Annotated in this window: 22 protein-coding genes and 1 riboswitch; of the genes, 11 read left to right on the forward strand and 11 right to left on the reverse strand. The window is 74.7% G+C overall.

What is annotated here, in order from left to right; genetic code table 11:
• Positions 1-17: 17 nt before the first annotated feature.
• From AC1Z4A_RS07180 to rsmH, 4 genes are read right to left on the reverse strand one after another with little or no spacing between them, the layout of a single operon-like run.
• Positions 18-1,733: a UDP-N-acetylmuramoyl-L-alanyl-D-glutamate--2,6-diaminopimelate ligase gene (locus AC1Z4A_RS07180; protein ID WP_483677001.1), complete on the reverse strand. Its 1,716-nt coding sequence runs from the start codon at positions 1,731-1,733 to the stop codon at positions 18-20.
• Between the two features lie 23 nt (positions 1,734-1,756).
• Positions 1,757-3,664, reverse strand: a complete 1,908-nt coding sequence (locus tag AC1Z4A_RS07185) for a peptidoglycan D,D-transpeptidase FtsI family protein (protein ID WP_483677002.1) — start codon at positions 3,662-3,664, stop codon at positions 1,757-1,759.
• Positions 3,665-3,672: 8 nt separating this feature from the next.
• Positions 3,673-4,302, reverse strand: a complete 630-nt coding sequence (gene ftsL / locus AC1Z4A_RS07190; protein WP_483677003.1) for a cell division protein FtsL — start codon at positions 4,300-4,302, stop codon at positions 3,673-3,675.
• Positions 4,299-5,261, reverse strand: a complete 963-nt coding sequence (rsmH, locus tag AC1Z4A_RS07195) for a 16S rRNA (cytosine(1402)-N(4))-methyltransferase RsmH (RefSeq protein WP_483677004.1) — start codon at positions 5,259-5,261, stop codon at positions 4,299-4,301. Before rsmH ends, ftsL begins: the two co-directional genes overlap by 4 nt.
• Before the next feature lie 447 nt (positions 5,262-5,708).
• On the opposite strand from rsmH, the gene AC1Z4A_RS07200 reads away from it, so the two are divergent.
• From AC1Z4A_RS07200 to AC1Z4A_RS07215, 4 genes are all read left to right on the forward strand, one after another.
• Positions 5,709-6,257: a beta-class carbonic anhydrase gene (locus AC1Z4A_RS07200; protein WP_483677005.1), complete on the forward strand. Its 549-nt coding sequence runs from the start codon at positions 5,709-5,711 to the stop codon at positions 6,255-6,257.
• 163 nt (positions 6,258-6,420) lie between these two features.
• On the forward strand, positions 6,421-7,416 hold the full coding sequence (locus tag AC1Z4A_RS07205; RefSeq protein WP_483677006.1) for an AAA family ATPase: 996 nt from the start codon (positions 6,421-6,423) through the stop codon (positions 7,414-7,416).
• On the forward strand, positions 7,416-8,795 hold the full coding sequence (locus AC1Z4A_RS07210; protein ID WP_483677007.1) for a DUF58 domain-containing protein: 1,380 nt from the start codon (positions 7,416-7,418) through the stop codon (positions 8,793-8,795). The genes AC1Z4A_RS07205 and AC1Z4A_RS07210 overlap by 1 nt, the downstream gene beginning before the upstream one ends.
• A complete protein-coding gene (locus AC1Z4A_RS07215; RefSeq protein ID WP_483677008.1) occupies positions 8,792-11,218 on the forward strand; it encodes a transglutaminase TgpA family protein in 2,427 nt (808 codons plus the stop codon). Before AC1Z4A_RS07210 ends, AC1Z4A_RS07215 begins: the two co-directional genes overlap by 4 nt.
• A 106-nt stretch (positions 11,219-11,324) precedes the next feature.
• On the opposite strand, the gene AC1Z4A_RS07220 is transcribed toward AC1Z4A_RS07215, so the two are convergent.
• Positions 11,325-11,717, reverse strand: coding sequence for a DUF3040 domain-containing protein (locus AC1Z4A_RS07220; RefSeq protein WP_483677009.1), 393 nt, complete (start codon positions 11,715-11,717; stop codon positions 11,325-11,327).
• Positions 11,718-11,989: 272 nt separating this feature from the next.
• Positions 11,990-12,745: a class I SAM-dependent methyltransferase gene (locus AC1Z4A_RS07225; RefSeq protein ID WP_483677010.1), complete on the reverse strand. Its 756-nt coding sequence runs from the start codon at positions 12,743-12,745 to the stop codon at positions 11,990-11,992.
• 207 nt (positions 12,746-12,952) lie between these two features.
• Here AC1Z4A_RS07225 and AC1Z4A_RS07230 point away from each other — a divergent pair, with 207 nt between their 5' ends.
• The 4 genes from AC1Z4A_RS07230 (at position 12,953) to AC1Z4A_RS07245 (ending at position 18,413) form a co-directional block, all read left to right on the forward strand.
• Positions 12,953-13,744 carry an ABC transporter ATP-binding protein gene (locus tag AC1Z4A_RS07230; RefSeq protein ID WP_483677011.1) on the forward strand — a complete coding sequence of 264 codons (792 nt, stop codon included), beginning with the start codon at positions 12,953-12,955 and terminating at the stop codon, positions 13,742-13,744.
• The gene (locus tag AC1Z4A_RS07235; RefSeq protein ID WP_483677012.1) at positions 13,716-15,887 is read left to right on the forward strand and encodes a YhgE/Pip family protein; all 2,172 of its coding nucleotides are present in this window, start codon (positions 13,716-13,718) and stop codon (positions 15,885-15,887) included. Before AC1Z4A_RS07230 ends, AC1Z4A_RS07235 begins: the two co-directional genes overlap by 29 nt.
• 35 nt (positions 15,888-15,922) lie before the next feature.
• Entirely contained in the window at positions 15,923-16,537 is a 615-nt protein-coding gene (locus AC1Z4A_RS07240) for a TetR/AcrR family transcriptional regulator (protein ID WP_483677013.1), read from the forward strand.
• Between the two features lie 373 nt (positions 16,538-16,910).
• Positions 16,911-18,413, forward strand: a complete 1,503-nt coding sequence (locus AC1Z4A_RS07245; protein ID WP_483677014.1) for a phytoene desaturase family protein — start codon at positions 16,911-16,913, stop codon at positions 18,411-18,413.
• A gap of 28 nt (positions 18,414-18,441) precedes the next feature.
• Here AC1Z4A_RS07245 and AC1Z4A_RS07250 read toward each other — a convergent pair whose 3' ends face one another.
• The 5 genes from AC1Z4A_RS07250 to AC1Z4A_RS07270 all read right to left on the reverse strand — a co-directional run bounded on the left by AC1Z4A_RS07250 (position 18,442) and on the right by AC1Z4A_RS07270 (position 23,074).
• Positions 18,442-19,449: a hypothetical protein gene (locus AC1Z4A_RS07250; RefSeq protein WP_483677015.1), complete on the reverse strand. Its 1,008-nt coding sequence runs from the start codon at positions 19,447-19,449 to the stop codon at positions 18,442-18,444.
• A gap of 39 nt (positions 19,450-19,488) precedes the next feature.
• Positions 19,489-20,406: a methylenetetrahydrofolate reductase [NAD(P)H] gene (metF, locus tag AC1Z4A_RS07255; RefSeq protein ID WP_483677016.1), complete on the reverse strand. Its 918-nt coding sequence runs from the start codon at positions 20,404-20,406 to the stop codon at positions 19,489-19,491.
• A gap of 150 nt (positions 20,407-20,556) precedes the next feature.
• On the reverse strand, positions 20,557-21,213 hold the full coding sequence (gene thiE, locus AC1Z4A_RS07260) for a thiamine phosphate synthase (RefSeq protein ID WP_483677017.1): 657 nt from the start codon (positions 21,211-21,213) through the stop codon (positions 20,557-20,559).
• Between the two features lie 104 nt (positions 21,214-21,317).
• Complete coding sequence (locus AC1Z4A_RS07265) at positions 21,318-21,683, reverse strand: Rv2175c family DNA-binding protein (RefSeq protein WP_483677018.1); 366 nt, start codon at positions 21,681-21,683, stop codon at positions 21,318-21,320.
• Between the two features lie 164 nt (positions 21,684-21,847).
• Positions 21,848-23,074: an NAD(P)/FAD-dependent oxidoreductase gene (locus AC1Z4A_RS07270; protein ID WP_483677019.1), complete on the reverse strand. Its 1,227-nt coding sequence runs from the start codon at positions 23,072-23,074 to the stop codon at positions 21,848-21,850.
• Between the two features lie 216 nt (positions 23,075-23,290).
• Positions 23,291-23,403, forward strand: a riboswitch (TPP riboswitch).
• On the opposite strand from AC1Z4A_RS07270, the gene thiO reads away from it, so the two are divergent.
• From thiO to AC1Z4A_RS07285, 3 genes are all read left to right on the forward strand, one after another.
• Positions 23,401-24,594, forward strand: a complete 1,194-nt coding sequence (gene thiO / locus AC1Z4A_RS07275) for a glycine oxidase ThiO (protein ID WP_483677020.1) — start codon at positions 23,401-23,403, stop codon at positions 24,592-24,594. Its footprint overlaps the riboswitch before it by 3 nt.
• Positions 24,591-24,815 (forward strand): sulfur carrier protein ThiS, encoded by a 225-nt coding sequence (thiS, locus tag AC1Z4A_RS07280; RefSeq protein WP_483677021.1) that lies wholly within the window; start codon positions 24,591-24,593, stop codon positions 24,813-24,815. The genes thiO and thiS overlap by 4 nt, the downstream gene beginning before the upstream one ends.
• Before the next feature lie 9 nt (positions 24,816-24,824).
• The gene (locus AC1Z4A_RS07285) at positions 24,825-25,622 is read left to right on the forward strand and encodes a thiazole synthase (protein ID WP_483677022.1); all 798 of its coding nucleotides are present in this window, start codon (positions 24,825-24,827) and stop codon (positions 25,620-25,622) included.
• Positions 25,623-25,785: the final 163 nt, after the last annotated feature.

Genomic DNA, 25,785 nt, shown 5'->3' on the forward strand with positions numbered 1-25,785 from the left:
GCGCGCATGGCGGTCTGTCATCCCTGGTCGTTCCGGTCCTTGGTCGACGAACGCAGCCGCTCGGCCTCGATGGCCTCGCGCAGCACCTTGCGGTCGTCGAAGGGGCGTACCACCCCGGCGATGTCCTGGCCCTGTTCGTGGCCCTTGCCCAGGACCAGGACGGTGTCGCCGGGTTCGGCGCGGGCGACGGCCGCGGCGATGGCCGCGGCGCGGTCCTCCAGCAGGAGGACGGTGCCGCGCTCGGCGGCGGGCACCTCGGCGGCGCCCGAAAGCATGGTGGCGAGGATCGCGAGGGGGTCCTCGGAGCGGGGGTTGTCGGAGGTCAGCACGGCCGTGTCGGCGAGCCGGGCGAGGGCGCGGCCCATGGGGGCGCGCTTGGTGGCGTCGCGGTCGCCGCCGCAGCCGAGCACGGCGTGGATGCGGCCCTTGGTGACCTTGCGCAGCGCGCGGAGAACCGATTCGACTGCGTCCGTCTTGTGGGCGTAGTCGACCACCGCGAGGTAGGGCTGGCCCGCGTCGACGCGCTCCAGCCGGCCCGGCACGCCGGGGACGGCCGCGACGCCGTCGGCGGCGGCCTGCGGGTCGGCGCCGGCCGCGACGAGCGCGACGACGGCGGCGAGCGCGTTGGCGACGTTGAACGGTCCGGCGAGCGGCGCTCTGGCCCGTGCGGAGCGGCCCTCGGGGCCCTGGATGGTGAACGTGGAGTCGAACGGGCCGGACTCGACGTCGACGGCGCGCCAGTCGGCGTCCTCGCGGCCCTCGGCGGAGAAGGTGACGACGGGGACCCCGGACTCGCCCGCGGCGAGCCGGCGGCCGTACTCGTCGTCGAGGTTCACCACACCGAGGCGGCTGCGCTGCTCGGTGAACAGCTCGGCCTTGGCGGCGAAGTAGTCCTCCATGCCCGTGTGGAACTCCATGTGCTCCGGGCTGAGGTTGTTGAAGACGGCGACGTCGAAGACACAGCCGTCGACGCGGCCGAGGCGCAGCGCGTGGCTGGAGACCTCCATGGCGACCGAGCGGACGCCGCGCTCGCGCATGACGGCGAAGAGCGCCTGGAGGTCCGTGGCCTCCGGGGTGGTGCGCTCCGACTTGATCCGCTCGTCGCCGATGCGGGACTCCACGGTGCCGATCAGGCCGGTCGGCCCGGCCAGGGCGCGCAGGCCGCCCTCGATGAGGTAGGCGGTGGTGGTCTTGCCGGAGGTGCCGGTGATGCCGATCTGGAGCAGGTCGTGGCCGGGCTCGCCGTAGACGGCGGCGGCGAGGGCGCCCATGCGGGCGCGCGGGTCGGCCACGGTGAGGACGGGCAGGCCGGTGGCGGCGGCGCGCTCGGCGCCCGCCGGGTCGGTCAGCACGGCGACGGCGCCGAGGCCGGCGGCCTGGGCGGCGAAGTCGGCGCCGTGGAAGCGGGCGCCGGGCAGCGCGGCGTAGACGTCGCCGGGGCGGACGGCCCGCGAGTCGTGGGTGATGCCGGTGGCCGCGGTGTCCCCCGCGCCCTGCGGTGCGGGGATGCCCAGCTGACCGGCCAGCTCCGCGAGGGGCACAGGGCGGACCCGGGTGGGGCGGGGCGCTCCCGGGCTCGTGACGGACGTCGTCACGGCGGGGGCGTCCTGGGGGGTGGTGTGGGACTGATCAGCGTGGGGCACGGCGGTGAGCGTACCGGGCGCACCCGCCTCGTCGCGAAGCGAGGGGCGCGCCGGGCCGTGGTTCCCCGGGTCGGGAGTGATCGTCGTCACGGCGGGTCCAGGTGTCCGGTGGCTCACTGGCCGTCGTAGCTCACCGGCAGCCGGGGCGGCTGCGAGCCCGACGGCGGGACCTGGAGGGTCTTCAGCGCGAACTCCATCACCTGCCTGAAGACCGGCCCGCAGATCTGGCCGCCGAAGTAACTGCCCTTCGTGGGGTTCTGGATGGCGCAGTAGACGGTGATCCGGGGCTGGTCGGCGGGGGCGAAGCCGGCGAAGGAGGCGGTGTAGCCGTGGTAGCGGCCGGTGGCCGGATCCACCCGGTTGGACGTGCCGGTCTTGCCGGCGACGCGGTAGCCGGGGATCTTCGCCTTGGTCCCGGTGCCCTCCTGGTCGTCGACGACCGACTCCATCATCTCGGACAGCTCCCGGGCGGTCTTCTCGCCGACCACCCGGGTGCGGGGCGGGGCCGGGGCGGGGGTGAAGCGGTGGTCGGGGCCCTTGGTGCCGCGCACCAGGGTGGGCTGTACGCGCTCGCCGCCGGCGGCGATGGTGGAGAAGACCGAGGCGGCCTGCACGGCGTTGAGGGACAGCCCCTGGCCGAAGGGGATGGTGTAGGGCCGGGAGGCGGTCCACTCCCCCGGCCGGGCGAGGATGCCGGGCGTCTCGCCGGGGAAGCCGAGGCCGGTGGGGCGGCCGACGCCGAACTTCCGCAGGTAGGTGTAGAGGACCTTGCTGGCCTCCTCGCGGCTCTTGCCGAGCTGCTCGCTGGCCAGGATGGTGCCGATGTTGCTGGACTTCGCCAGGACTCCGTTGAGCGTCAGGTGCCAGGTGGGGTGGTCGACGTCGTCGGCGAAGGCGCGGTCGGCGCGCGGCAGCCGGTTGGGTACCTCGACGTGGGTCGAGGGGGTGGCGACGCCCTCCTCCAGGACGGCCGCCATGGTCATGACCTTGCTGACGCTGCCCGGCTCGTAGGCGTCCTGGAGGGCGAAGTTGCCCATGGCGCCGCGGTCGGCGCGGTCCAGTTCGTTGGGGTTGTAGCCGGGGGCGTTGGCCATGGCCAGGATCTCGCCGGTGCGGGTGTCCTGCACGACGACGTAGCCGCGGTCCGCCGCCGAGTCCCGCACCTGCTGGGTGATGGCGTTCTGGGCGGCCCACTGGATGTCCCGGTCGATGGTCAGCTCCACGTCCGAGCCGGGCACCGCGGCCTGTTCCTTGACGTCGCCGGTGGGCACCTGGCGGCCGCCGGACTGGGCGTAGACGCGCTTGCCGTTCTTGCCCGCGAGGACCTCGTTGAGCTGGGCCTCCAGGCCGCCGCCGCCCTGGCCGTCGCCGTTGACGAAGCCCAGCAGGCCGGCGGCCAGCTCGCCGTTGGGGTAGACGCGCTTGCTGTGGGACTCGCGGTTGACCCCGGCGAGGACGTTGGTGCCCTTGGTGTGCCGGGCCTTCTCCTGCTGCGCCTTCTTCAGCTCCGTGATCTTCTTCCAGACCTGGGGGGTCTGCCGGCGGGCGAGGACGACGTACTTCGACTTGGGGTTGGCGGTGAGCTTGCGCTCCAGCACCCCGGCGTCCTCGCCGAGGACGGGCGCGAGCAGCCCGGCGGCCTGCCGGGCGGCGCCCTGGGTCTTGGCCCGCTCGGGCGTGAGCAGGTCGGGAGCGGCGGTGATGTCGTAGGCGTCGACGGTGGTGGCCAGGTCGATGCCGGCCCGGTCGGTGATGGCGCCGCGCTCGGCGGCCAGCGTGACCGGGATGTAGCGGTTGACGTTGGCCCGGGCCGCGTACGCGCTGGCGTCGACGGCCTGCACCTGGAGCAGCCGGACGGTGAAGACCATCAGGACGAGCGTGAACCCGACCCCGATCAGCCGCAGCCGGGGCCGCGGGCTGCCCAGCCGCAGGGTCTGCGAGCCGGGCCGGGGGCGGGCCGGGCGCGCGACGGGGCGCGCGGGCCCGGGTACCGGGCGGCGGGGCTGCCTGGGCGCCGTCACGGCCTCACCTACCTGATCTGTCGGAGGTTCCCCTCCGCCGGTGGCGGGGGGAGGGCGGGGACGGTGCCCGCCGGGGGGCGGACGAGGGCGGGCCGCAGCGGCGGCTGGAGGACCATGGGCGCCGCGGGGACCGGCGCCGGGACGGCGGCTGGCGGGACGGCGGGCGGGAGTGCGGGCGGTACGAAGGCCGGGCGGGTGGGCGGGAGAAACGCCGGGCGGGTGGGCGGGAGAAACGCCGGGCGGGTGGGCGGGAGAAACGCAGCGGGGGCGGCCGGGACCTGGGAGGAGGCCGGGCCCGGGACGCCGCTGACCGAGCCGTCGGGGTTGAGGAAGGCGGGGCTGCCGCCGGGGACCATGCCCAGCTGCCGGGCCCGGCGCTCCAGGGCGTCGGGGGCGGCGAGCTGGTCGACCTCCTGCTGGAGGGCCTGCTGCTCGTCGGTCAGCTCGGTGGTCCTGCGCTGGAGCTTGCTCAGCTCGAAGGAGCCCTGGTTGAGCGCGGAGTTCAGCAGCAGCAGCGAGATCAGGCCGGAGCCGAGCAGCACCACGACGAGCAGGACGAAGGGGGTGCGCCGGGCCCCGGCCACCCCCGGGGGCAGCAGCCGGCCGAGCCGGGCGCCCCGGCGGGCGGCGGGCGTCACGGGACGACGTCCTCGCGGATGCGCTCGGCGCCGCGCAGCCGGGCGGGGGCGGCCCGCCGGTTCTCGGCGACCTCCTCCTCGGTGGGCAGCTCGGCGCCGCGCGTCAGCAGCTTCAGGCGCGGCTGGTAGCGCTCGGGCACGACCGGCAGGCCGGGCGGCGCGGTGCTGGTGGCCCCGGCGGCGAAGACGCTCTTGACGATGCGGTCCTCCAGCGACTGGTACGACAGCACGACGACGCGGCCGCCCACCGCGAGCGCGGCGACGGCGGCCGGGATGGCCTGCTCGACGCTGGCCAGCTCGGCGTTGACCTCGATGCGCAGGGCCTGGAAGGTGCGCTTGGCGGGGTTGCCGCCGGTGCGCTTGGCGGCCTGCGGGAGGGCGTCGCGGATCAGCTCGACGAGCCGGGCGCTGTTGGTGAAGGGTTCCTTCTCGCGCTCCCGGACGATGGCCGAGACGATGCGCTTGGCCTGCTTCTCCTCGCCGTACGCGCGCAGGATGCGCACCAGCTCGCCGGGCGGGTAGGTGTTGAGCACCTCGGCCGCACTGACCCCGGTCGTCTGGTCCATGCGCATGTCCAGGGGCGCGTCCTGCGCGTAGGCGAAGCCGCGGTCGGCCTCGTCGAGCTGCATGGAGGAGACGCCGAGGTCGAAGAGGACCCCCTGGACCTTCTCGATGCCCAGCCGCTCGAGCACCTCGGGCAGCTCGTGGTAGACGGCTCGCACCAGGGTGGCGCGGTCGCCGTAGGGGGCGAGGCGCTCGCCGGCGAGCTTCAGGGCCGTGGGGTCGCGGTCCAGGGCGACGAGCCGGACCTCGGGGAACCGCTTCAGCAGCGCCTCGCTGTGGCCGCCCGCGCCGAGGGTGCAGTCGACGACGACCGCGCCGGGCTCGGCGAGTGCGGGGGCGAGCATGTCCAGACAGCGCTGGAGCATGACGGGGACGTGTCGCGCGTTGCTGCTCATGCGCCCTTCTGAGAACGGGGAGGCGCGGGCGCGACGCACCGCCGGGTCCCCGCCCGCTCGAAGGGGAAGTGGCCGGTCCGGCGCCGGGGAAGAGGCGTCGGGGCGACCGGGGAGCGGGAGGAGGCCGAGGGGTGCGTGCGCGGCGCGCACGGGTGTTTCTTCGGATCCAAGGGGAGCGTCACGCCTCCCACTTCGCGTCACTTTAGTCCACTCGTCCCCTCGGTCAACCAACCGCCATGCGCGTCCCGCCATAGGAGTGCGACGGGGCGCCGGTCGACGGGGATCACCCCCGGAGCGGCACGCCCCGGCGGTGCGTTCACCCGTTCGGCCGCGGCCGGGCGGCCGGGTGGCGCCCCTTGTGGCATACCTCACAAGGCGCGGTGTTGACCAGGATTTGCCCACCTGCAGAGGGAGCCTTCGCGCTCTTGGCCGACTACCGTCGTACCCATGCCGATACCCGCGCCTCAGCCCGAGAGTCCCGAGCCAGGCCGCAGCGAGCCCACGGTCACCGACCGTCTGGTGGCAGCCAACGCGGAGTACGCCGACGCGTTCACCGATCCGGGCATGGACGCCCGGCCGGTGCTCAAGGTGGCGGTCGTCGCCTGCATGGACGCCCGTCTCGACCTGCACGCCGCGCTGGGCCTGGAGCTCGGCGACTGCCACACCATCCGCAACGCGGGCGGCGTGGTGACCGACGACATCATCCGCTCCCTGACGATCAGCCAGCGGGCGCTGGGCACCAGGTCGGTCGTGCTCATCCACCACACCGGCTGCGGCCTGCTGGACCTCACCGAGGACTTCCGGCACGAGATCGAGGCGGAGGTCGGCCAGCGGCCGGCGTGGGCGGTGGAGGCGTTCAAGGACCTCGACCAGGACGTGCGCCAGTCCATGCAGCGCGTGCGCACCTCGCCGTTCCTGCCCTACCGCGACGATGTGCGCGGCTTCGTCTTCGACGTGGCGACAGGCAGGCTGCGGGAGATCGACCCGCGGCCCTGACCGGCTACGGAGGAGTTATCCACAGGCGGTGACGGGACACCGCGCGGGCGGCGAGAATGCACGCAAGGCGCCGCCGCGAGCGCGGTGTCCCGTGTTGTGGGGTGGGCCGGTCCGGAGCCGTTCGGACCGCGGCCCTGGCGAAGAGGGCCGAGGAGGGTACCGGGTGACGACCTATGACGAACGAGCGGGCCTGACCGATCTGACGGCGACGGCGGAGCGCGTCCGCAGGTCGGTGGAGAGCGTGATCGAGGGCAAGCCCGAGGTCGTACGGCTCGCGCTGACCGTGCTGCTGGCGGAGGGGCACCTGCTGATCGAGGACGTGCCCGGGGTGGGCAAGACGATGCTCGCCAAGGCCCTGGCCAAGTCCGTGGACTGCTCGGTGCGGCGCATCCAGTTCACCCCGGACCTGCTGCCGTCCGACATCACCGGCGTGAGCGTCTACGACCAGCAGCGGCGGGAGTTCGAGTTCAAGCCCGGCGCGATCTTCGCCCAGGTCGTGATCGGCGACGAGATCAACCGCGCCTCCCCCAAGACCCAGTCGGCGCTGCTGGAGTCCATGGAGGAGCGGCAGGTCACCATCGACGGCCACAGCTACGAACTCCCCTCCCCCTTCATGGTGGTGGCCACGCAGAACCCGGTCGAGATGGAGGGCACCTACCCGCTGCCCGAGGCGCAGCGCGACCGCTTCATGGCCCGCGTGTCGATGGGCTATCCGAGTCCGGAGGCCGAGCTGCGCATGCTCGACGTGCACGCCGGCCCGTCCCCGCTGGACGACCTCCAGCCCGTCGCCCACGCCCACGAGATCGTCAAGCTGGTCGACGCGGTCCGCACGGTCCACGTCGCCGAGCCCGTCCGGCGATACGCCGTCGACCTGGTCGCCGCCACCCGGCAGCACCCGGAGCTGAGACTCGGTGCGTCGCCCCGGGCGACGCTGCACCTGCTGCGGGCGGCCAAGGCCGCCGCGGCGCTGGCGGGCCGCGAGTTCGCCCTGCCCGACGACGTGCGCTCGCTGGCGGTGGCGGTGCTGGCGCACCGGCTGCTGCCGACCGCACAGGCACAGCTGAACCGGCGCACGTCCGAGCAGGTCGTCCTGGACATCCTCCAGCGCGTGCCGGTGTCCGACCCCTACGGCCGACCGCCGGGCGCCAGGGGAATGTGATGGCTTCCGGGGGACCGCAGGAGCCCGGCCCGCAGGGGGCCGAGGGAAGTCTGTGGACGGCGTTCGGCGGGCTGACCACCCGCGGCCGCTCGTTCCTTGCGGCGGGCGTCGCCGCCGTCGCCTGTTCGTACGTGCTGGGCCAGGAGGAGCTGCTGAGGGTGGGGCTGCTGCTGACCGCCCTGCCCCTGGTGTGCGTGATCGTGCTGCACCTGACGCGGCACCGGGTCACCGGCAGCAGGATGCTGGCGCCCGCCCGGGTGGCTGCCTCGGCGGAGGCCCGGGTGAGCCTGCGCGTCGACAACGTCTCGCGGCTGCCCACCGGCCTGCTCATGCTCCAGGACCGGGTGCCCTATGTGCTGGGCCCGCGTCCGCGGTTCGTCCTGGACCGGATGGAGCCGGGCGGCCGGCGCGAGGTGTCCTACCGGGTCCGCGCCGAGCTGCGCGGCCGCTATCCGCTGGGGCCGCTCCAGCTGCGGCTGACGGACCCGTTCGGGATGTGCGAGCTGACCCGGAGCTTCGGCGCCCACGACACCCTGACCGTGGTGCCGCGCGTCGAGCCGCTGCCCGCGGTCCGGCTGGGCGGCGAGGCGGCGGGCCACGGCGACGGCCGGCAGCGCTCGCTCGCCCTGGCCGGTGACGACGACGTCATTCCGCGCACCTACCGCTACGGCGACGACCTGCGCCGGGTGCACTGGCGCTCCACCGCGCGGCACGGCGAGCTGATGGTGCGCCGGGAGGAGCAGCCGCGGCGCGCCCACTGCACGGTGCTGCTGGACACCCGGTTCGACGCCTTCGACGGCGCGGGGCCCGGCTCGCCCTTCGAGTGGGCGGTGGCCGGGGCCGCCTCCACGGCGGTGCACCTGCTGGAGCGGGGCTTCTCGGTGCGGCTGCTGACCGACACCGGGAGCACGGTGCCGGGGCCGGAGAGCACCGGCGGCCGCTTCGGCTCCGGGGCCGAAGGGGCGGATGCCGCCGGGCTGTTGCTGGACACCCTCGCGGTGGTGGACCACTCCGAGGGGGCCGGGCTCTCCCCGGCCTACGACATGCTGCGCGGAGGCAGCGGGGGGCTGCTGGTGGCGTTCTTCGGCGAACTGGACGAGCAGCAGGCCGTGGTGGCCGCGCGCATGCGGCAGCGCAGCGGCACGGCGGTCGCCTTCGTCCTGGACCAGGACGCCTGGGCGGGCTCCCCGGGGCAGTACGACCCGCGGTCCCCCGGCCAGGAGGGGGTGCGCGTGCTGCGCGAGGCGGGCTGGACGGCCCTGCTCGTCGGCCCGGGCGCCGCACTGCCCGAGCTCTGGCGGCTCGCCGGCCCGGCCGGCCGGTTCGAGACGCAGGGCGCCGTGCCGGGCCCGGCCACGACCGTGGGCGGCCGGGCATGAGCGGGCACGCACGGCTGTCGGTGTGCAGTGTGCTGGCGACGCTGGCGGCGGCCTGCGCGCTACTGCCCCTGGTCGACCGGTCCACCTGGATCGTGCAGGCCGCGCTGCTGCTGGCCGTTCAGGCGTCCGTCGGGGCGGTGGCCCGCCGGGTGCCGCTGGCCCGGCCGCTGACGGTCGCCCTCCAGGCGCTGGTGACGCTGCTGCTGCTCACGGTGGTCTTCGCCCGGCAGCAGGCGATCGCCTGGGTGCTGCCCGGCCCCGATGTCCTGGTCGAATTCGGGCAGTTGCTGCGGGAGGGCGCGGACGACGTCGGGCGGTACGCCATCCCGGCACCCACGACCACGGCCATCCGGCTGCTGCTGGTCGGCGGGGTACTGCTGATCGGGCTGGTGGTGGACGCGCTGGCGGTCACCCTGCGCAGCGCCGCACCGGCCGGGCTGCCGCTGCTCGCGCTGTACTCCGTCGGCGCCGGGATCGCCCGGGGCGGCGCCGACTGGCTGTGGTTCCTGACCGCGGCCGCCGGCTATCTGCTGCTGCTCCTGGCCGAGGGCCGCGACCGGCTCTCGCGCTGGGGCAGGGTCTTCGGCGGTGCCGCGTCCGGACCGGGCGCGGCAGCCGACGGGTTCGCCGTCGCGGCGGGCGGCCCCGCCGTCGCCCCGGTGCGGACCGGCCGCCGGATCGGCGTCCTCGTGCTCGGGGTCGCCCTGGCGATACCGGCCCTGCTCCCCTCCATCGACGGCGGGTTGCTGCAGCCGGGCGGCCGGGGCGACGGCCCGGGCGGCCAGGGGGGCGGCACCATCTCGGCGGTCAACCCCCTGGTGTCGCTGCAGAACAGCCTCAACCAGCCGCAGAACCGGGAGGTGCTGCGGTACCGCACGTCCGCGAACGCCACCCAGGAGCTGTACCTGCGCATCGTCGCCCTCGACCGGTTCGACGGCGCGTCCTGGCGTGCCTCGGAGCGCCGCATCACCGATGTGCCCGACCCACTGCCCACGCCCGCCGGGCTGGCCCCGGAGACCCGCCGGGAGCAGATCGACACCTCCTTCTCGGCCGCCCCCGCCTATGGGCAGAACTACCTGCCCATGCCCTACCCGGCGGACCGGGTGAGCGTCTCGGGCCAGTGGCGGTACGAGCCCGCAGGCCGGACGCTCGTCGGCGACCACGGGCAGACCACCAAGGGCCTGCACTACCAGGTCTCGAGCCTGCAGGTGGTGCCCACCGCCGCGCAGCTCGCGGCCGCGCCCGCGCCGCCCGGGGAGCTGCTGCGCGAGTACACGGCCGTGCCCGCGGCGATGCCCGCGGTCGTGGCCGAGACAGCCCGCAAGGTGACGGCCGGTTCCGCGAACGCCTACGAGCAGGCGGTCAAGCTCCAGGAGTGGTTCTCCTCGAGCGGCGGCTTCCGGTACGACACCGAGGTGCGGTCGGGCAGCGGCACCAACGCCATCGCGCGCTTCCTGGAGGAGAAGCGGGGCTTCTGCATCCACTTCTCGTTCTCCATGGCGGCCATGGCGCGGACGCTGGGCATCCCGGCCCGGGTGGCGGTCGGCTTCACGGCGGGCGCGCCGCAGACGGACGGTTCGATGTCGGTGGGGTCCAAGGACGCCCACGCCTGGCCCGAGCTGTACTTCGAGGGCGCCGGCTGGACCCGCTTCGAGCCCACGCCCAGCCGGGGTACCCAGCCCGACTACTCGCTCGCGGAGACGCCCGCCCCGTCGGATCCCGGGGTGCCCGCCCCGCTGCCGAGCCGTACGCGGGCTCCGTCGGCGGCGCCCTCGGCGGGCGCCGACTGCACCCCGCAGCAGAAGAAGCTGGACGCCTGCCCCGGTGCCGTGTCGCGGGCGGACGGCGGCTCCTCCGGCGGGGGCCTCCCGGCGGCCGGAATCGCCGGCATCGTGGCCGTCGCGCTGGCCGTGCTCGGCCTTCCTCTGCTGCCGCTGCTCTGGCGCAGGAGGGTGCGGGCCCGGCGGCTGGGGCCGGGTGCCGCCCGGGATCCCCGGGACCCCGCCGAGCGGACGCTGGCCGCCTGGCGCGAGGCGACCGACTCCGCGTGGGACCACGGCGTCCCGCCCGACGACTCGCTGAGCCCCAGGATGGCGGCGGAGCGCGTGGTCCGCGCGGCCCGGCTGGACGGCTCCGCGGCCGCGGCCGCGGAGCGGCTGGCCTCGGCGGTCGAGCAGGTGCTGTACGCGCCCCGGCCCCGGCCGGCCTGCGACCCGGCGGCCGAGGCGGAGCTGGTACGGGCCGGCCTGCGGGGCTCGGCGACGCGGGGGGTGCGGGTGCGGGCGCTGCTGGCGCCGCGGTCGGCGGTGCGAGTGCGGTGGGCGCTGGCGCGCCGGTGGGCGGGGGTGCGGGGCCGCCTGCGGGCGGCGCGGGTGCGGGTGGCCCGGAGGGTCTTTCCCCAGTCCCGCCCCTTCCCGAAGTAACCGATATGCGGCTCCGCCGCAGGGGGGGCTGCGCCCCAGACCCCGTGTCCTCAAACGCCGGACGGGCTGGAAATCCAGCCCGTCCGGCGTTTGGCTGCAATACGGGCTAGTGGCCCTGCTCGTCTCGGCGGCGCTGCCAGCGCTGCTCGATGCGGTCCATCATGGAGCGGCGGCGGCCGGCCTGACGCCGGGCCATCCCGCCCCCGGGCCCCCGCTGTGCCCCGGGCCTCGGCGCCTTGCGCCACCCCGTCACCGCGAGTACGGCGCACGCCAGCATGACCAGGAAGCCCGCCACGCTGATCCAGATGCGCTGGGCGACCATTCCGGCCATGAGGAGCGCGATGCCCACCAGAAAACCCGCGACCGCCTGGTAGACCCGTCGCCGGGTGTACGTACGCAGGCCGCTGCCCTCGAGCGCTGTCGCGAACTTGGGGTCTTCGGCGTACAGCGCTCGCTCCATCTGCTCGAGCATGCGCTGCTCGTGCTCCGAGAGCGGCACGGAGTCCTCCTACTCGTCGGTCGCGGGGGGCGACCGGGGTGCGACCCTTTCAGGATAGGCAGGGAATCGCCCCCGTGAAACCCGCCCCTCTGCGCCAATTCGGCCACCGGGCCCGGCGTGGCGATCGATCCCGTCGGGACGTACATTCCCTCTCCGCCGATCCGCCATGCCGGACGGTGTCCCCCGATCATACGGGGCGAACGGCCTGATCGGGTGGGCCGTGTTCCGGTCCGCGATCAGGGCCCGGGATCAGGTCCGGATCAGGTCCGGGATCAGTCGCGCTCGGCCAGGACGTGCAGCTGGGTGGCCACCGAGTGGAAGGCCGGCAGCTCGGCCGCGGCGGCCTCCAGCCGCAGCAGCGCGTCCAAGGCGTCGGGCTCGGCGTCGACCAGCACGCCGGGCACCAAGTCGGCGAAGACGCGCACGCCGTGGACGGCGGTGACGTCCAGGCCCGCGCCATCGACGAGTTCGGTCAGCTGCCCGGCGGTGAAGCGGCGGGTGACCGGGTCGCCCGCGCCCCAGTGCCCGGAGGGGTCGGTGAGGGCCTGGCGGGCCTCGGTGAAGTGCCCGGAGAGCGCCCGGGCGAGCACGGCACCGCCGAGCCCGGCGGCGAGCAGGCTGAGGGTGCCGGAGGGACGGAGGGCCGCGACGGCGTTGCGCACGCTCTCGGCGGGGTCCTCGACGTACTCCAGCACGCCGTGGCACAGCACCACGTCGTAGCCGCCGCGCTCGGCGACGTCGAACAGGCCGTGCGCATCGCCCTGGACGCCGTGCACGAGGTCGGCGACCCCGGCCTCGGCGGCCCGGCGCTCCAGCGCGAACAGCGCGTTGGGGCTGGGGTCGACGACAGTCACCCGGTGGCCGAGGCGGGCCAGCGGCACCGCGAACTTGCCGGAGCCGCCCCCGGTGTCGAGGACCTCCAGGGCGTCCCGCCCGGCGGCCTTGACCCGGCGGTCCAGGGCGTCCCGCAGGACCTCCCAGACCACGGCGGTACGGAGGGATGCCCGGGGGCGCTGGGGGTCTGACACGGCGGCTGGCTCCTCGGCGCGTGCCGCCGCCGCTGGACGGCGGCGGAATGACTGGACGTAGGCGGCCCCAGCCTAATGGGCCCGCGGGCCCGGCTTGACGGAGGCCGGACACGGTGCGCCATACTTTTTGCACTGACCGGTCAGTTCAAGACGCTCGGAATCGCCGTCCGAGGGTTGTCGGAGAGTTGTCCGAGAGTGGGAGGTCGCGTGGACAGCACCCCGTACGGAGCCGCGATCACGGCCGAGGGCCTCGGTGTCAGGGGCCCGCGCGGCTGGGTCTTCCGCGATGTGGACGTCGCCGCGCCACCGGGCTCGCTCATGGCCGTCGCCGGTCCCTCCGGCTCGGGCCGCACCTCTCTGCTGCTCACGCTCACCGGCCGGATGCGCCCCACCGCCGGCCGCGCCGAGGTCGCCGGCCTCCCGCTGCCCCGCCGGATGGCGGCCGTCCGGCGGGTGAGCGGGCTCGCCCACGTCCCGGGCGTCGCGGAACTCGACGCCGCCCTGACCGTCGAGGAGCACCTGCGCGAACGCGCCCTGCTGGAGCGCAGGTTCGGCGGCCCGCTGCGCGGCCTGGTCCGCCCCCGCGCCGGGGCACCCGACCCGACCGCGGCCCGGATCGAGGCGGCGCTGACCGCCGCAGGGCTCGACGTGGACGCCCTGCCCAGGGGCGGCGGCACGCCCGTACGGGCACTGGGGCGGCCCGAGGCGCTGCGGCTCTCGGTTGCCCTCGCCCTGATCGGCCGGCCGCGGCTGCTCGCCGTGGACGACACCGACCTCAAGCTCTCCGCCGCCGAGCGCGAGCGGACCTGGGCGCTGCTGCGGTCGCTCGCCGGAGCGGGCACGACCGTGCTCGCCGTCTGCGCCGAGGCACCCGGCGACGCGCTCGTGGTCCCGACCGTCCCATACCCGCGCCCCGCGGACGCGCACGACCCGAAGCACGAGCCGAAGCACGACCCGAAGGGAGCGGCGGATGCGCTCGCCGAAACTGGCCGCGCTTGAGCTACGGCGGTTCGGGCGGGGCAGGCTCCCCCGCGCCGCGCTCGTCGCGCTCCTGCTGCTGCCGCTGCTCTACGGCGCCCTGTACCTGTGGTCGTTCTGGGATCCGTACGGACGGCTCGACAAGGTGCCCGTGGCGCTCGTCAACGCCGACCGGGGCACCACCGTGGACGGAGAGCGGCTGACCGCGGGCGACACCATCGCCGAAGGGCTGCGCGGCAGCAAGTCGTTCGCGTGGCACGAGACCGGCGCCGACGAGGCCCGCAAGGGCGTCGAGAAGGGCCGTTACTACCTCTCGCTGACCATTCCCGCCGACTTCAGCGAGCGGATCGCCTCCAGCTCGGGCGGGAGCCCGGAGGCCGGTGCGCTCCAGGTCCGTACGAACGACTCCAACAACTACATCGTGGGGCAGATCTCCCGCACGGTCTTCTCCGAGGTCCGCGCCACCGCGTCCCGCAGGACGTCGCGCTCCTTCTACGACAAGATCTTCGTCTCCTTCTCCGGCCTCCACGACAAGACGCAGCAGGCGGCGAACGGCGCCGACCGGCTCGGCGAGGGCCTGGGCAAGGCCGAGCAGGGGGCCGGGGCCCTCAAGGACGGCCTGAACCGGGCCAAGCACGGCAGCGGCGACCTGGAGGACGGCGTGGCCGGACTCCACTCCGGCGCGGGCACCCTGGACTCGGGCTCGGGAGAGCTGGCGACGGGCGCGGAGAAAGTCGCGGCCGGCACCCAGCGGCTGGCCGACAAGGTCAACGAGGCGGCGGACAAGGACGGCACGTTCGTCAAGGAGCACGCCCGGGAGATCGGGGACACCGCGCGCGACGTGGCCAAGGAGGCGAAGACCCTCCGGGACCACCTGGACGACCTGCCCTCCCCCGCCACCACCGCGGTGCTCGCCACGGGCAGCAGGCGCGGTGCGGACGACCTGGCGGCGGCGTACGGGAAGTTGTGCGCCACCGCCGCCACCACCACCGCCACCGGCACGGGTACTGGCACCGGCACCGGCACCCCGGACTTCTGCCCCGCCCTCAAGAAGGCCGTGTTTGCGGCAGAGCAGTCCGCCGACGGCGCCGCGAAGCTCAACACCCTGATGCAGAACAAGAACGGCGAACTGGACCGGCTTCCCGGGCAGCTGGACACCCTCCGCTCGTACGCCCTGCGGCTCGCCGCGGAGGCCCCGGACCTCGCCCGGGACATCGACGGCGCGGTGCGCGACGTCAACGCCCTCAACGACGGCGCCCGGAAGGTCGCCGACGGCGCGGGCCGCCTGCACACCGGGGCGGGGCGGCTGCACGCCGGGCTGGGCACCGCCCGGCAGGGGGCCGCCGATCTCGACGGCGGCATCGGCCGGTTGCGCGAGGGCGCAGGCGACCTCCAGGACGGCATGTTCAAGCTGTCCGACGGCTCCGCACAGCTGGCCGGTGGCCTGCACGACGGCGTGGCCAGGATTCCCGACTACGGCAAGAAGGACCGGGACGCCCGTACCGAGGTGATGGCCGACCCCGTCAGGCTGGCCTCCCAGGCCCTCCACAAGGCGCCCAACTACGGCACCGGCTTCGCCCCCTACTTCATCCCGCTGTCCCTGTGGGTCGGCGCGATGGTCGCCTACATGCTGATCCAGCCCCTCAACCGGCGCGCCCTGGCCGCCGGGGCCCCGGCCTGGCGCATCGCCGTCGCCGGGTGGCTGCCGGTCGTCGCGGTCGGGGTGCTGCAGACCGGTGCGCTGCTGGCCGTGCTGCACTGGGCACTCGGGCTGCACATGGCCCGCGCCGCGGGCACGGTCGGCTTCCTCGTCCTGGTGACCGCCTGCTTCGCGGCGATCGTGCAGTGGCTCAACGCCCGCTTCGGGCCCGCGGGCCGGATCCTGGTCCTCGCCCTGCTGATGCTCCAGCTGACCTCGGCGGGCGGCACGTATCCCGTGCAGACCAGTCCGGGGTTCTTCAATGCCCTCCACCCCTTCCTGCCGATGAGCTACGTCGTCGAGGGGCTGCGGCACCTGATCACGGGCGGCGGGCTCGGCCCGGTGTGGCAGGCGTGCGGCGTGCTGGCCGCGTTCACCGCGGGTGCGCTCGCGCTGACCGCCTGGGCCGCGCGCGGCAAGCAGGTCTGGTCGGTGGACCGGCTGCACCCGGAGCTGAGTCTGTGAGCGCGCACACGACGGGTACAGGGAGAATCACCCTCATGGACAGCAGCAGTACACGCCGTCAGAACACCAGGCGGAAGCTTTTCGAGGCGGCGGTCACCCTCATCGCCGAGCAGGGATTCTCCTCCACCACGGTGGACGAGATCGCCGAGCGGGCGGGGGTGGCGAAGGGCACGGTCTACTACAACTTCGCCAGCAAGACCGTGCTCTTCGAGGAGTTGCTGCGCCACGGCATCGAGCTGCTCACCGCCTCGCTCCAGGCCGCCGCCGACGAGACCGCCGAGCGCGGGGGCAGCCGCGTCGACGCCCTGGACGCGATGATCCGGGCCGGGCTGGACTTCATCACACGCTATCCCTCGCTCACCCAGCTGTACGTGGCCGAGCTGTGGCGCACCAACCGGGCCTGGCAGTCGACGCTGATGCAGGTGCGGCAGAAGGCCATCGCAGTGATCGAGTCCGTGCTGCGGGAGGCCGTCGCGGAGGGGGAGCTGAGCCCGGAGATCGACATTCCGCTCACCGCGTCCGCGCTGTTCGGCATGGTGCTGGTGGCGGCGCTGGACTGGCAGTCGTTCCAGCCGGAGCGGTCGATCGACGAGGTGCACTCGGCGTTGTCGCGGCTGTTGCAGGGGCGGGTGAGCGGCGCCGGGGGCTGAGGGGGTGTCCACTGTGCCGGTGCGGACCGATCCCCCTCGGCCCGCACCGGCACAGTGTTCCCCCGTCCCCCCTCGTTGTCCCCCGGTCGCATCGGGATGCCGCACCGTTCCGCCACCCCGTGTCGGCGGTGCCGGTGCCGCATCCTTTCCGCGACCACCACTCTTCCCTGCCGGCCGGGTGCAGCTCATCCGTGCTCGTACTCATCTCGGCGTCTGAGTACGCGTACTCAGAGGGGGTGGTTGTTCCCCGATCCCGCCCCTTCCCGAAGTAACCGATATGCGGCTCCGCCGCAGGGCGGGGGCTCCGCCCCCGGACCCCCGCTCCTCAAACGCCGGAGGGGCTGGATTTACCCCCGCCGGATAGGCTCGGCGCATGGCACGGATCGCAGTAATCGGCGCCGGAATGGGCGCCATGGCCGCCGCCGCCCGGCTGGCCGTCGCAGGGCACCGGGTGACGGTCTACGAGCGCGCGGCGACGCACGGCGGCGCCGTCGCCCGGCTCGAGCGCGACGGCTTCGTCTTCGACACCGGGCCGGGGCTGCTGCACCTGCCCGCCGTCTACCGCGATCTGTTCGTCAAGACCGGCAAGGAGTCCCTGGAGCAGACCCTTTCGCTCACCCAGGTCGACCCGGCGAGCCGGCACGTCTTCGCCGACGGCACGGACGTCTCGCTGCCCAACGCCTCCCGGGCCGGTGTCGTGGCCGCGCTGGACGCCGCGGTCGGCGCCGGGGCGGGCGAGCGCTGGAGCGAGCTGGTCAACCGGGGCCGCGAGGTGTGGGACGCCACTCGGCGGCCGCTCCTGGAGGAGCCACTGCACGCCGACCGGGTGCCCGGCCTGGGCCGTGACCCCTATCCGGCGCCGCCCCGCCGCGGGCTGTTCCGGCGCCGGGGCGGGCCGCTCACGCTGGCGGCCGTTGCCGAACGGGAGTTGAAGGACCCGCGGCTGGTGGCCCTCCTGGAGAGCCACGCCCTGGCGTACGGGCTCGACCCGCGCCGCGCCCCCGCGAGCGCGACGGTGCTGCCGTACATGGAGCAGACCTTCGGCAGCTGGTACGTCGCCGGGGGGCTGCGCGGCCTCGCGGACGCCCTGTACGAGCGCTGTGCGGCCCGGCGCGTGGAGTTCGTCTTCGGCGCCGAGGCCACGGGCCTGGTGGAGAAGGACGGCCGGGCGGCCGGGGTGCGGCTGGCCGACGGGAGCGTGGCCGAGGCCGACATGGTGGTGGCGGGCGTCTCGCCCGGCCGCCTGGAGGTGCTCGCGCCGGACGCGGCCGAAGCGCCCCGGCAGCCCGTTCCGCCGGGCAGGTTCAGCGTGTTCCTGGCCCTCTCCGGGGCCCGCCCGGACGGCACGGCGCACCGCACGGTGGTGCACGGCGACCGTGCGGCGGAACTGGACGCCGTCTTCGGCGGCGGGCACGGCACCTCCGGCTACCGGCCGACGGTGACCGTCCTGCGGCCGGACGACCCCGGCGCCTGCCCCGACGACGCGCACGAGGCGATGACGCTCACCGCGACGGTCGCGCCGCACGGCAGCGTGGACTGGACCGGCGCCGGGACGGCCGAGGAGTTCGCGGACCGCATGGTCGAAGCGGCCGGGGCCGCGGTGCCGGGGCTGCGCGACCGGGTGCTGTGGCGGGAGGTGCGCACTCCGGCCGACACGGAGGCGGCCACCGGGGCCGAGGGCGGCGGGGTGCCCGCGCCCGTACTGGCCGGTGCCGAGGGCGCGTTCCTGCGCCCCGCCAATGCCACGCGGCTGCCCGGTCTGTACCTCGTGGGCGGCTTTGCCCACCCCGGTGGCGGGCTCGCCCACGCAGGGATGTCGGGGGCGCTGGTCGCCGGGCTGATCGTGGAGGGGGCGGACTGGCGCGGCTCCCAGTGAGCCGCGCCGCCGGCCCCCGGCGCCGGCCTCAGTAGCGGTAGCGCTGCTGCTCGTCGTAGCCCTGGCCGGGCTGCTGCGGCGGGTAGGGCGGCTGCTGGCCCTGCGGCGCGTTGCCGACGCCGCCGGGCGCTCCGGCCGCGCCATCACCGTCTCGCTGCTGCGGAACCCACACACCGCCGGGAGGCGTGTCGATGTCGTACTGCGGGGCGTAGCTGCCGGAGCCGTAGGACCCGGAGCCGTACTGCTGCTGCGCGTACGGCTGCTGCTGCCCGTAGGCGTCGTACTGCTCGTAGGCCGGGGAGCGGTTGCCGATGTACGGGTCGGAGTACGACGCGTACTGGCCCTGGCCGTAGTCGAACTGCCCGGCGTAGCCGCCCTGGGCCGGGGCTCCGGCGGCCTCGGCGGGCTGGGCGGCGGCGTAGCCGTCGTACGCGCCGAAGACGGACGTCTCGGCGGCGGGGTCCACGGCGGGCTGGTAGCCGCTGCCGCCCGTGCCGTCGTAGCCGGCGGGGTGCACGGGCTCCGAGGTGGGCTGCTGGGGCACGTTGGGCATCAGGTCCGGGCGGTCGGCGCCGGCGCCGGGCACGGGCGGGAGGGCGCCGTCCCCGGAGACCGGCAGGGTGACGTCGGAGGCGGTGCGGGCGGGCCGCTCGGACTTGCGGCGGCGCCCGGCCCGCGGCTTTCCGCCGTCCGCTGCCGCACCCCTGCCCCTGCCGCTGCCCTTGGGCTTGGACTTGGTCCTGCGCGCGCCCCGGTCCGCTTCCTTGCCGCCGTCCTCGCCGGTGCGGCGGATGGCCCAGCCCCGGGAGAAGCCGCGGCGGAAGGAGAGTGTCACAAAGGTCTGGCCCACGCCGAAGGCGATCGCGCCCACGACGATGACGGCCACGGACGGGACGACCACGCCCGCGACCACCCCGAGGAAGCCGACGAAGGCGAGGAGCCGCCAGCGCAGCCGCGCCTTGTACTGCAGCAGCACCTCGCCGAGCAGCCAGAGCGCGACGACACCGAACGCGATGTAGAGGACCGTCCAGCCCATTAACGCCCCTCTCGTCGGCCGCCGTTCACCGGCCGGCCGTCAGGACCGCTGATGCAGTCCCAGATTCTCGTAGATTTCCAACGTGGCCGTGGAGTGGTTCAGGGTAATGAAGTGGAGCCCGGGAATCTCCTCGGCCATCAACCGGGCACACAGGTCCGTTGCGTACTCGATCCCGACCGAGCGTACAGCGGCCGCGTCGCCCTTCACCGCGAGGATCCTCTCCGCGAGGTCCGGCGGGAAAGCGGCGTTGCTGAGCTGTGCGAACCGTTCGATCTGGCGCACATTGGTGACCGGCATGATTTCCGGAATGATCGGAGTGTCGCAACCTGCGGCCGCAACGCGGTCCCGCAGCCGGAGATAGTCCTCGGGACAGAAGAACATCTGGGTGATCGCGAAGTCCGCGCCCGCCCGGCATTTGTCGACGAAGTGCCGGATGTCCGTCTCCCAGTCCGAGGAGCGCGGGTGCATCTCCGGGAAGGCCGCGACGCCCACGCAGAAGTCGCCGGATTCCTTGATCAGCCGGACCAGCTCGACGGCGTGACCGACGCCGTCGGGGTGGCGGACCCACTCGCCCATGGGGTCGCCGGGCGGATCGCCGCGGAGCGCGAGCATGTTGCGGATGCCGACGTCGGCGTACTGGCCGATGACATTGCGGAGTTCGGCGACGGAGTGGTTGACCGCCGTCAGGTGGGCCACGGGGGTGAGCGTGGTGTCCGTGGCGATCCGTTCCGTGGCGCGGACGGTGCCCTCCCGGGAGGAGCCGCCGGCGCCGTAGGTCACGGAGACGAAGGTGGGACCGACGGCTTCGATGCGTCGGATGGCGTTCCAGAGCGTGCGTTCGCCCTTTTCCGACCTGGGCGCGGCGAACTCGAAGGAGTAGGAACGCTCGCCGGAGGCGAGCAGCTCACGCACGGTGAGCGCATGGTCTGTCCTGGTGGAGGCAGTGCCAAGGGCCATACCGGCAAGTTAACCAGCGGTGGGGCGGGGTCCCAACCCACAATTGCCATTTGTCCCGTTCGCCCGGACGCCGTCCACGAGGTGTCTCATTCCTCGGACGGCTTCCCCGGACGGCCCCCGGGGATTCCGGCCCTCTCGGCCGGTGCGCCGCTAGCGCGCCGCGTGCTCGCGGAGGCGCTTCGCCAGATGGGCCGCGGCCTCGCCCGGGTCCGTGGCCTCCGTGATGGCGCGGACCACCACGACGCGGCGGGCACCCGCCTCCAGCACCTCGTCCAGGTTGCCGGCGTCGATCCCGCCGATCGCGAACCAGGGCCGCTCGGGCTGCAGGGCGGCCGCGTAGCGCACCAGGGACAGGCCCGGGGCGTAGCGGCCCGGCTTGGTCGGGGTGGGCCAGCAGGGGCCGGTGCAGAAGTAGTCCACGCCGGGCTCGGCGGCCGCGGCGGCCACCTCGTCCTCCGCGTGCGTGGAGCGGCCGATCAGCACGTCCGCGCCGAGGATCGCCCGCGCGGCGGGCACGGGCAGGTCGCCCTGCCCCAGGTGCAGCACGTCCGAGGCGGCGGCGTGCGCGACGTCCGCCCGGTCGTTGACCGCGAGGAGCCTGCCGTGGCGGCGGGCGGCGTCGGCGAAGACGGCGAGGTGCTCCAGCTCCTCCCCCGCCTCCATGCCCTTGTCCCGCAGCTGGACGATGTCCACCCCGGCGGCCAGCACGGCGTCCAGGAACTCGGGCAGGTCGCCCTGGCGCTTGCGGGCGTCGGTGCACAGGTACAGCCGCGCGTCGGCGAGCCGCTGGCGTGCGGTGGCGGGCATCGGGTATCTCCCCCGGGTCGGCGGCGTACGGGCCGGGGCAGCCTATACGGCGTCCCCGGCCCGTACGCCGGACGGTGTTCACTGGGCCGCGGCGGTGCCGCGGGTCAGACGGCGAGCGCCTGGGCGCGGCGCTTCACCTCCGTGCCGCGATTCTCGCGCAGGGCCTGCGCAGGGGTGCCGGGCAGGGTGGGGTCCGGGGTGAACAGCCACTCCAGCATTTCTTCGTCGCTGAAGCCGTCGTCCCGCAGCAGCGTCAAGGTCCCGGCGAGGCCCTTGACCACCTTGCCCTCGCCGATGAAGTCGGCGGGCACCATGAGCACTCGGTTCTCGCCGCGGCGCACCGCGATCAGCTGGCCTTCCTTGACCAGCTGCCGGACGCGCGTCACCTCGACGCCGAGCTTTTCGGCGATGTCGGGGAGGTTGTGCCAGGCGGGGACGAGAGCATCGATCTTTGCGTCAATCTCGGTCACGGGGACAAGCCTGCCATCTGGGACTGACAGCCGGTAGCCGGGTTGACCCGAGCCGGGGTCCGAGCCGGGCCGGAGGTCACCCCACCGGCCCCTCGCGGCCCCCCTGCGCACCCCGTCGGACACGCCCGACCGGGGCACGCGGCGGCTGGAGCAACGCGGACTTCCTAGAGCACCGCGGACTTCAGCGGCACCGAGGGGTCCGCCGCCCGGACCCGGTCCACGGCCGCGCCCTGCTCGATGAGCTTCCGCCCCTGAGCGAGGTCCCGCGGCCGGCCCACGGCCAGGAGGGCCACCAGGACGCCCGCCCGGAGCCAGCACACCGACCAGGCTGCGCTGTCCGGGTCGCCGCGCCAGACCAGCTCGTCCGCGTCCGAGTGGTGCCCCGCGTACTGCACGAAGCGGCCGAACTGCTCGGACCAGAAGTACGGCACCGGGTCGTACACCGGCGCCCCGCCCGGGCCGTGGACGATGTTGGCGGCGACGGTCCGCGGGCCCTGGAGGGCGTTGTCCCAGTGGTGCACCAGCAGCCGCTCGCCGTAGCGGGCGGAGGGGAAGGAGGCGCAGTCGCCGACCGCGTAGACGTCCGGGACGGAGGCGCGCAGCCGGTCGTCGGCGGCGACGGAGCGGTCCGCGGCCAGCTCGACGCCCGAGCCGGCCAGCCAGCCGGTGGCGGGCCGCGCCCCGATGCCCACGATCACCGCGTCCGCGGACAGCCGCGTCCCGTCGGCCAGCACCACCGCGCCCGGCTCCACGGAGGCCACGGCGGTGCCGGTGAGCAGCCGGGCGCCGCTGTGCCCGTACCAGCCGGCCATGTGGGCGGCGACCTCGGCGGGCAGGGCGCCCGCCAGCGGCCGGTCGGCGGCCTCGACGACGGTCACCCGGCAGCCCGCCTCCCGCGCGGCCGTCGCGACCTCGGCGCCGATCCAGCCGGCCCCGACCGCGACGATGTCGCGCTGCTCGGCGAGGAGCGGGCGCAGCCGCTCCGCGTCGTCCACGGTGCGCAGCACGTGGACGCCGGGCACGCCCTCGCTGCCGGGCAGGCCCACGGGCTCCGCGCCGGTGGCGACGACCAGCACGTCGTACGGCACCGGGCCGGCCGCGGTGTCCAGCAGGTGCTCGGCAGGCCGCAGGCCGGTGGCCTCCACGCCCAGCCGCAGGTCGATGCCGAGCGAGTCGAAGTCCACCTCGAAGGCGGAGCCCTCGGCCTTGCCGAGGAGGACGGCCTTGGAAAGCGGGGGGCGGTCGTACGGCTGGTGGGGCTCGGCGCCCAGCAGGGAGATCGCGCCGCGCCAGCCCTGCTCGCGCAGGGCGACCGCGGTCTGCACGCCGGCCATCCCCGCGCCGACGATGACGACGCGCCGGTCACTGGAGGTGTTCGTCTGCTCGCTCACCCGATCAACTCTAGGGCGGCGGCCTGCGTCTGTCGGAGCACCGGGTGGGGAGACCTCTGACACAGCGTCACGATGTTTGACGGTCTCCGGTCGGCAAACGGTCGACGAACCGCCGGCGAACCGCCGGCGCTCGAACGCGCGCGGAGGGCCACATGGCCGTCACCCCGGCCCGGCCGCCCTTCCTGCCCGTCCTCGGGGCGTACTAGGGTGGCCGCTGCAAGCACTCGCGGGAGCCCGGACGCACCGGGCTGAGAGGGAGGCTGGACGGCCTCCGACCGTACGAACCTGATCCGGGTCATGCCGGCGAAGGGAGGGGCTGGAGCATCGTGCACGCGCATCGAACCCCAGCGCATCGAACCCACACACACCACACGTACGACGTCCTGGTCATCGGCGGCGGGATCATCGGCCTGGTCACCGCCTGGCGGGCCGCCCAGCGCGGGCTGCGCACCGCGGTCGCCGACCCCGCGCCCGGCGGCGGCGCGGCCCAGGTGGCGGCCGGGATGCTGGCCGCCGTGACCGAGCTGCACTACGGCGAGCAGGGCCTGCTGGCCCTCAACCTCGCCTCCGCGCGCCGCTACCCGGCCTTCACGGCCGAGCTGGAGGAGGCCAGCGGCCGGGAGACCGGCTACCGCGCCTGCGGCACCCTGGCGGTCGCCCTCGACGCCGACGACCGGGCCCACCTGCGGGAGCTGCACCAGCTCCAGCTGCGGTCCGGCCTGGACTCCCAGTGGCTGTCCGGGCGCGAGTGCCGCCGCCTGGAGCCGATGCTCGCGCCGGGCGTGCGCGGCGGACTGCGGGTGGACGGCGACCACCAGACCGACCCGCGCAGACTGGCCGGCGCGCTGCTGACCGCCTGCGAGCGCACCGGAGTGCACTTCCACCGCTCGGAGGCCGTACGGGCGCTGCTGGCCGGGGACCGGGCCACCGGGGCCGAACTCGCCGACGGCACCCGCGTCGACGCCGGGCAGACCGTGCTGGCCGCGGGCAGCCACAGCGGACGGCTCGCGGGCCTGCCCGAGCACGCGGTGCCGCCGGTCCGCCCGGTCAAGGGCCAGATCCTGCGGCTGCGCGTCCCGGACGCGTACCGGCCCTTCCTGTCCCGCACCGTCCGGGCGGTGGTGCGCGGCGGCCCTGTGTACCTGGTGCCGCGCGAGAACGGCGAGCTGGTCCTCGGCGCCACGACGGAGGAGCTGGGCTGGGACACCACCGTCACCGCGGGCGGCGTCTACGAGCTGCTGCGCGACGCCCACGAGCTGGTGCCCGGCATCACCGAGCTGCCCCTGGTGGAGGCCCGCGCCGGGCTGCGGCCCGGCTCCCCCGACAACGCCCCGCTGCTCGGACCGACGCTGCTGCCCGGCCTGCTCACGGCCACCGGGCACCACCGCAACGGCGTGCTGCTCACCCCGCTCACGGGCGAGGTGATGGCCGAGGTGCTCACCACCGGCCGGCTGCCCGAGGTGGCCCGCCCCTTCTCCCCCCGACGCTTCACCCCCGCACTTCAGGAGCAGTCCGCATGACCGGCAGCGATGTCGTCACCCACACCATCAGCGTCAACGGAGAACGCCGCGTCGTGCCCGCGGGGACGACGCTCGACGGGCTCGTGTCGGCGCTCACCCCCGCCCGCGGCGGCGTCGCCGCGGCCGTCAACGAGGCGGTCGTACCGCGCGGCCGGTGGCCGCTCACGGCGCTCGGCGACGGCGACCGGGTCGAGGTGCTCACCGCGGTTCAGGGAGGCTGATCAGCACAGATGGCAGACGATCTGCTCACCATCGCGGACACCCCGTTCACCTCGCGCCTGATCATGGGCACCGGCGGCGCCCCCAGCCTGGACGTGCTGGAGCGCGCCCTGCTGGCCTCCGGCACGGAGCTGACCACGGTCGCGATGCGCCGCCTCGACGCGACCGTGCGCGGCTCGGTGCTCTCCGTCCTGGAGAAGCACGGCATCCGGGTGCTGCCGAACACGGCGGGCTGCTTCACCGCAGGCGAGGCCGTCCTCACCGCCCGGCTGGCCCGCGAGGCGCTCGGCACGGACTGGGTCAAGCTGGAGGTGATCGCCGACGAGCGCACCCTGCTGCCCGACCCGATCGAGCTGCTGGACGCCGCGGAGATCCTGGTGGACGACGGCTTCACGGTGCTGCCGTACACCAACGACGACCCCGTCCTGGCCCGCAAGCTGGAGGACGTCGGCTGTGCGGCGATCATGCCGCTGGGCGCGCCCATCGGCTCCGGGCTGGGCATCCGCAATCCGCACAACTTCCAGCTGATCACCGAGCGGGCCACCGTCCCGGTGATCCTGGACGCGGGCGCGGGCACCGCGTCCGATGCGGCGCTGGCCATGGAGCTGGGGTGCGCGGCGGTGATGCTCGCCTCGGCGGTGACGCGGGCGCAGGAGCCGGTGCTGATGGCGGAGGCGATGCGGCACGCGGTGGAGGCGGGCCGGCTGGCCCACCGGGCCGGGCGCATCCCGCGCCGCCACTTCGCGGAGGCGTCGTCGACGATGGCGGGCCGCGCGGCCCTGGACCCGGAGCGCCCGGCGTTCGTGTGAGGCTTTCCCCACCCAACCAATTCAGCCCCTCCGGCGTTTGAGGAGCGGGGGCCTGGGGGCGGAGCCCCCGCCCTGCGGCGGAGCCGCATATCGGTTACTTCGGGAAGGGGCGGGATCGGGGAAAAACAACCCCCGGCCCACCCCCTGTCACCGTTCCGCTTCA

It is taken from the genome of Streptomyces sp. 17_S59 (genome assembly GCF_056930295.1).

Bases quoted from the DNA above. Each gene is read 5' to 3' on its own strand.
- AC1Z4A_RS07235 (WP_483677012.1), top strand. From the start codon at position 13,716: ATGCGCTCGCCGAAACTGGCCGCGCTTGAGCTACGGCGGTTCGGGCGG.
- AC1Z4A_RS07210 (WP_483677007.1), top strand. From the start codon at position 7,416: ATGGCTTCCGGGGGACCGCAGGAGCCCGGCCCGCAGGGGGCCGAGGGA.
- thiS (WP_483677021.1), top strand. From the start codon at position 24,591: ATGACCGGCAGCGATGTCGTCACCCACACCATCAGCGTCAACGGAGAA.
- metF (WP_483677016.1), bottom strand. From the start codon at position 20,406: ATGGCCCTTGGCACTGCCTCCACCAGGACAGACCATGCGCTCACCGTG.
- rsmH (WP_483677004.1), bottom strand. From the start codon at position 5,261: ATGAGCAGCAACGCGCGACACGTCCCCGTCATGCTCCAGCGCTGTCTG.
- AC1Z4A_RS07240 (WP_483677013.1), top strand. From the start codon at position 15,923: ATGGACAGCAGCAGTACACGCCGTCAGAACACCAGGCGGAAGCTTTTC.
- thiE (WP_483677017.1), bottom strand. From the start codon at position 21,213: ATGCCCGCCACCGCACGCCAGCGGCTCGCCGACGCGCGGCTGTACCTG.
- AC1Z4A_RS07245 (WP_483677014.1), top strand. From the start codon at position 16,911: ATGGCACGGATCGCAGTAATCGGCGCCGGAATGGGCGCCATGGCCGCC.
- AC1Z4A_RS07285 (WP_483677022.1), top strand. From the start codon at position 24,825: ATGGCAGACGATCTGCTCACCATCGCGGACACCCCGTTCACCTCGCGC.
- AC1Z4A_RS07200 (WP_483677005.1), top strand. From the start codon at position 5,709: ATGCCGATACCCGCGCCTCAGCCCGAGAGTCCCGAGCCAGGCCGCAGC.
- AC1Z4A_RS07250 (WP_483677015.1), bottom strand. From the start codon at position 19,449: ATGGGCTGGACGGTCCTCTACATCGCGTTCGGTGTCGTCGCGCTCTGG.
- AC1Z4A_RS07215 (WP_483677008.1), top strand. From the start codon at position 8,792: ATGAGCGGGCACGCACGGCTGTCGGTGTGCAGTGTGCTGGCGACGCTG.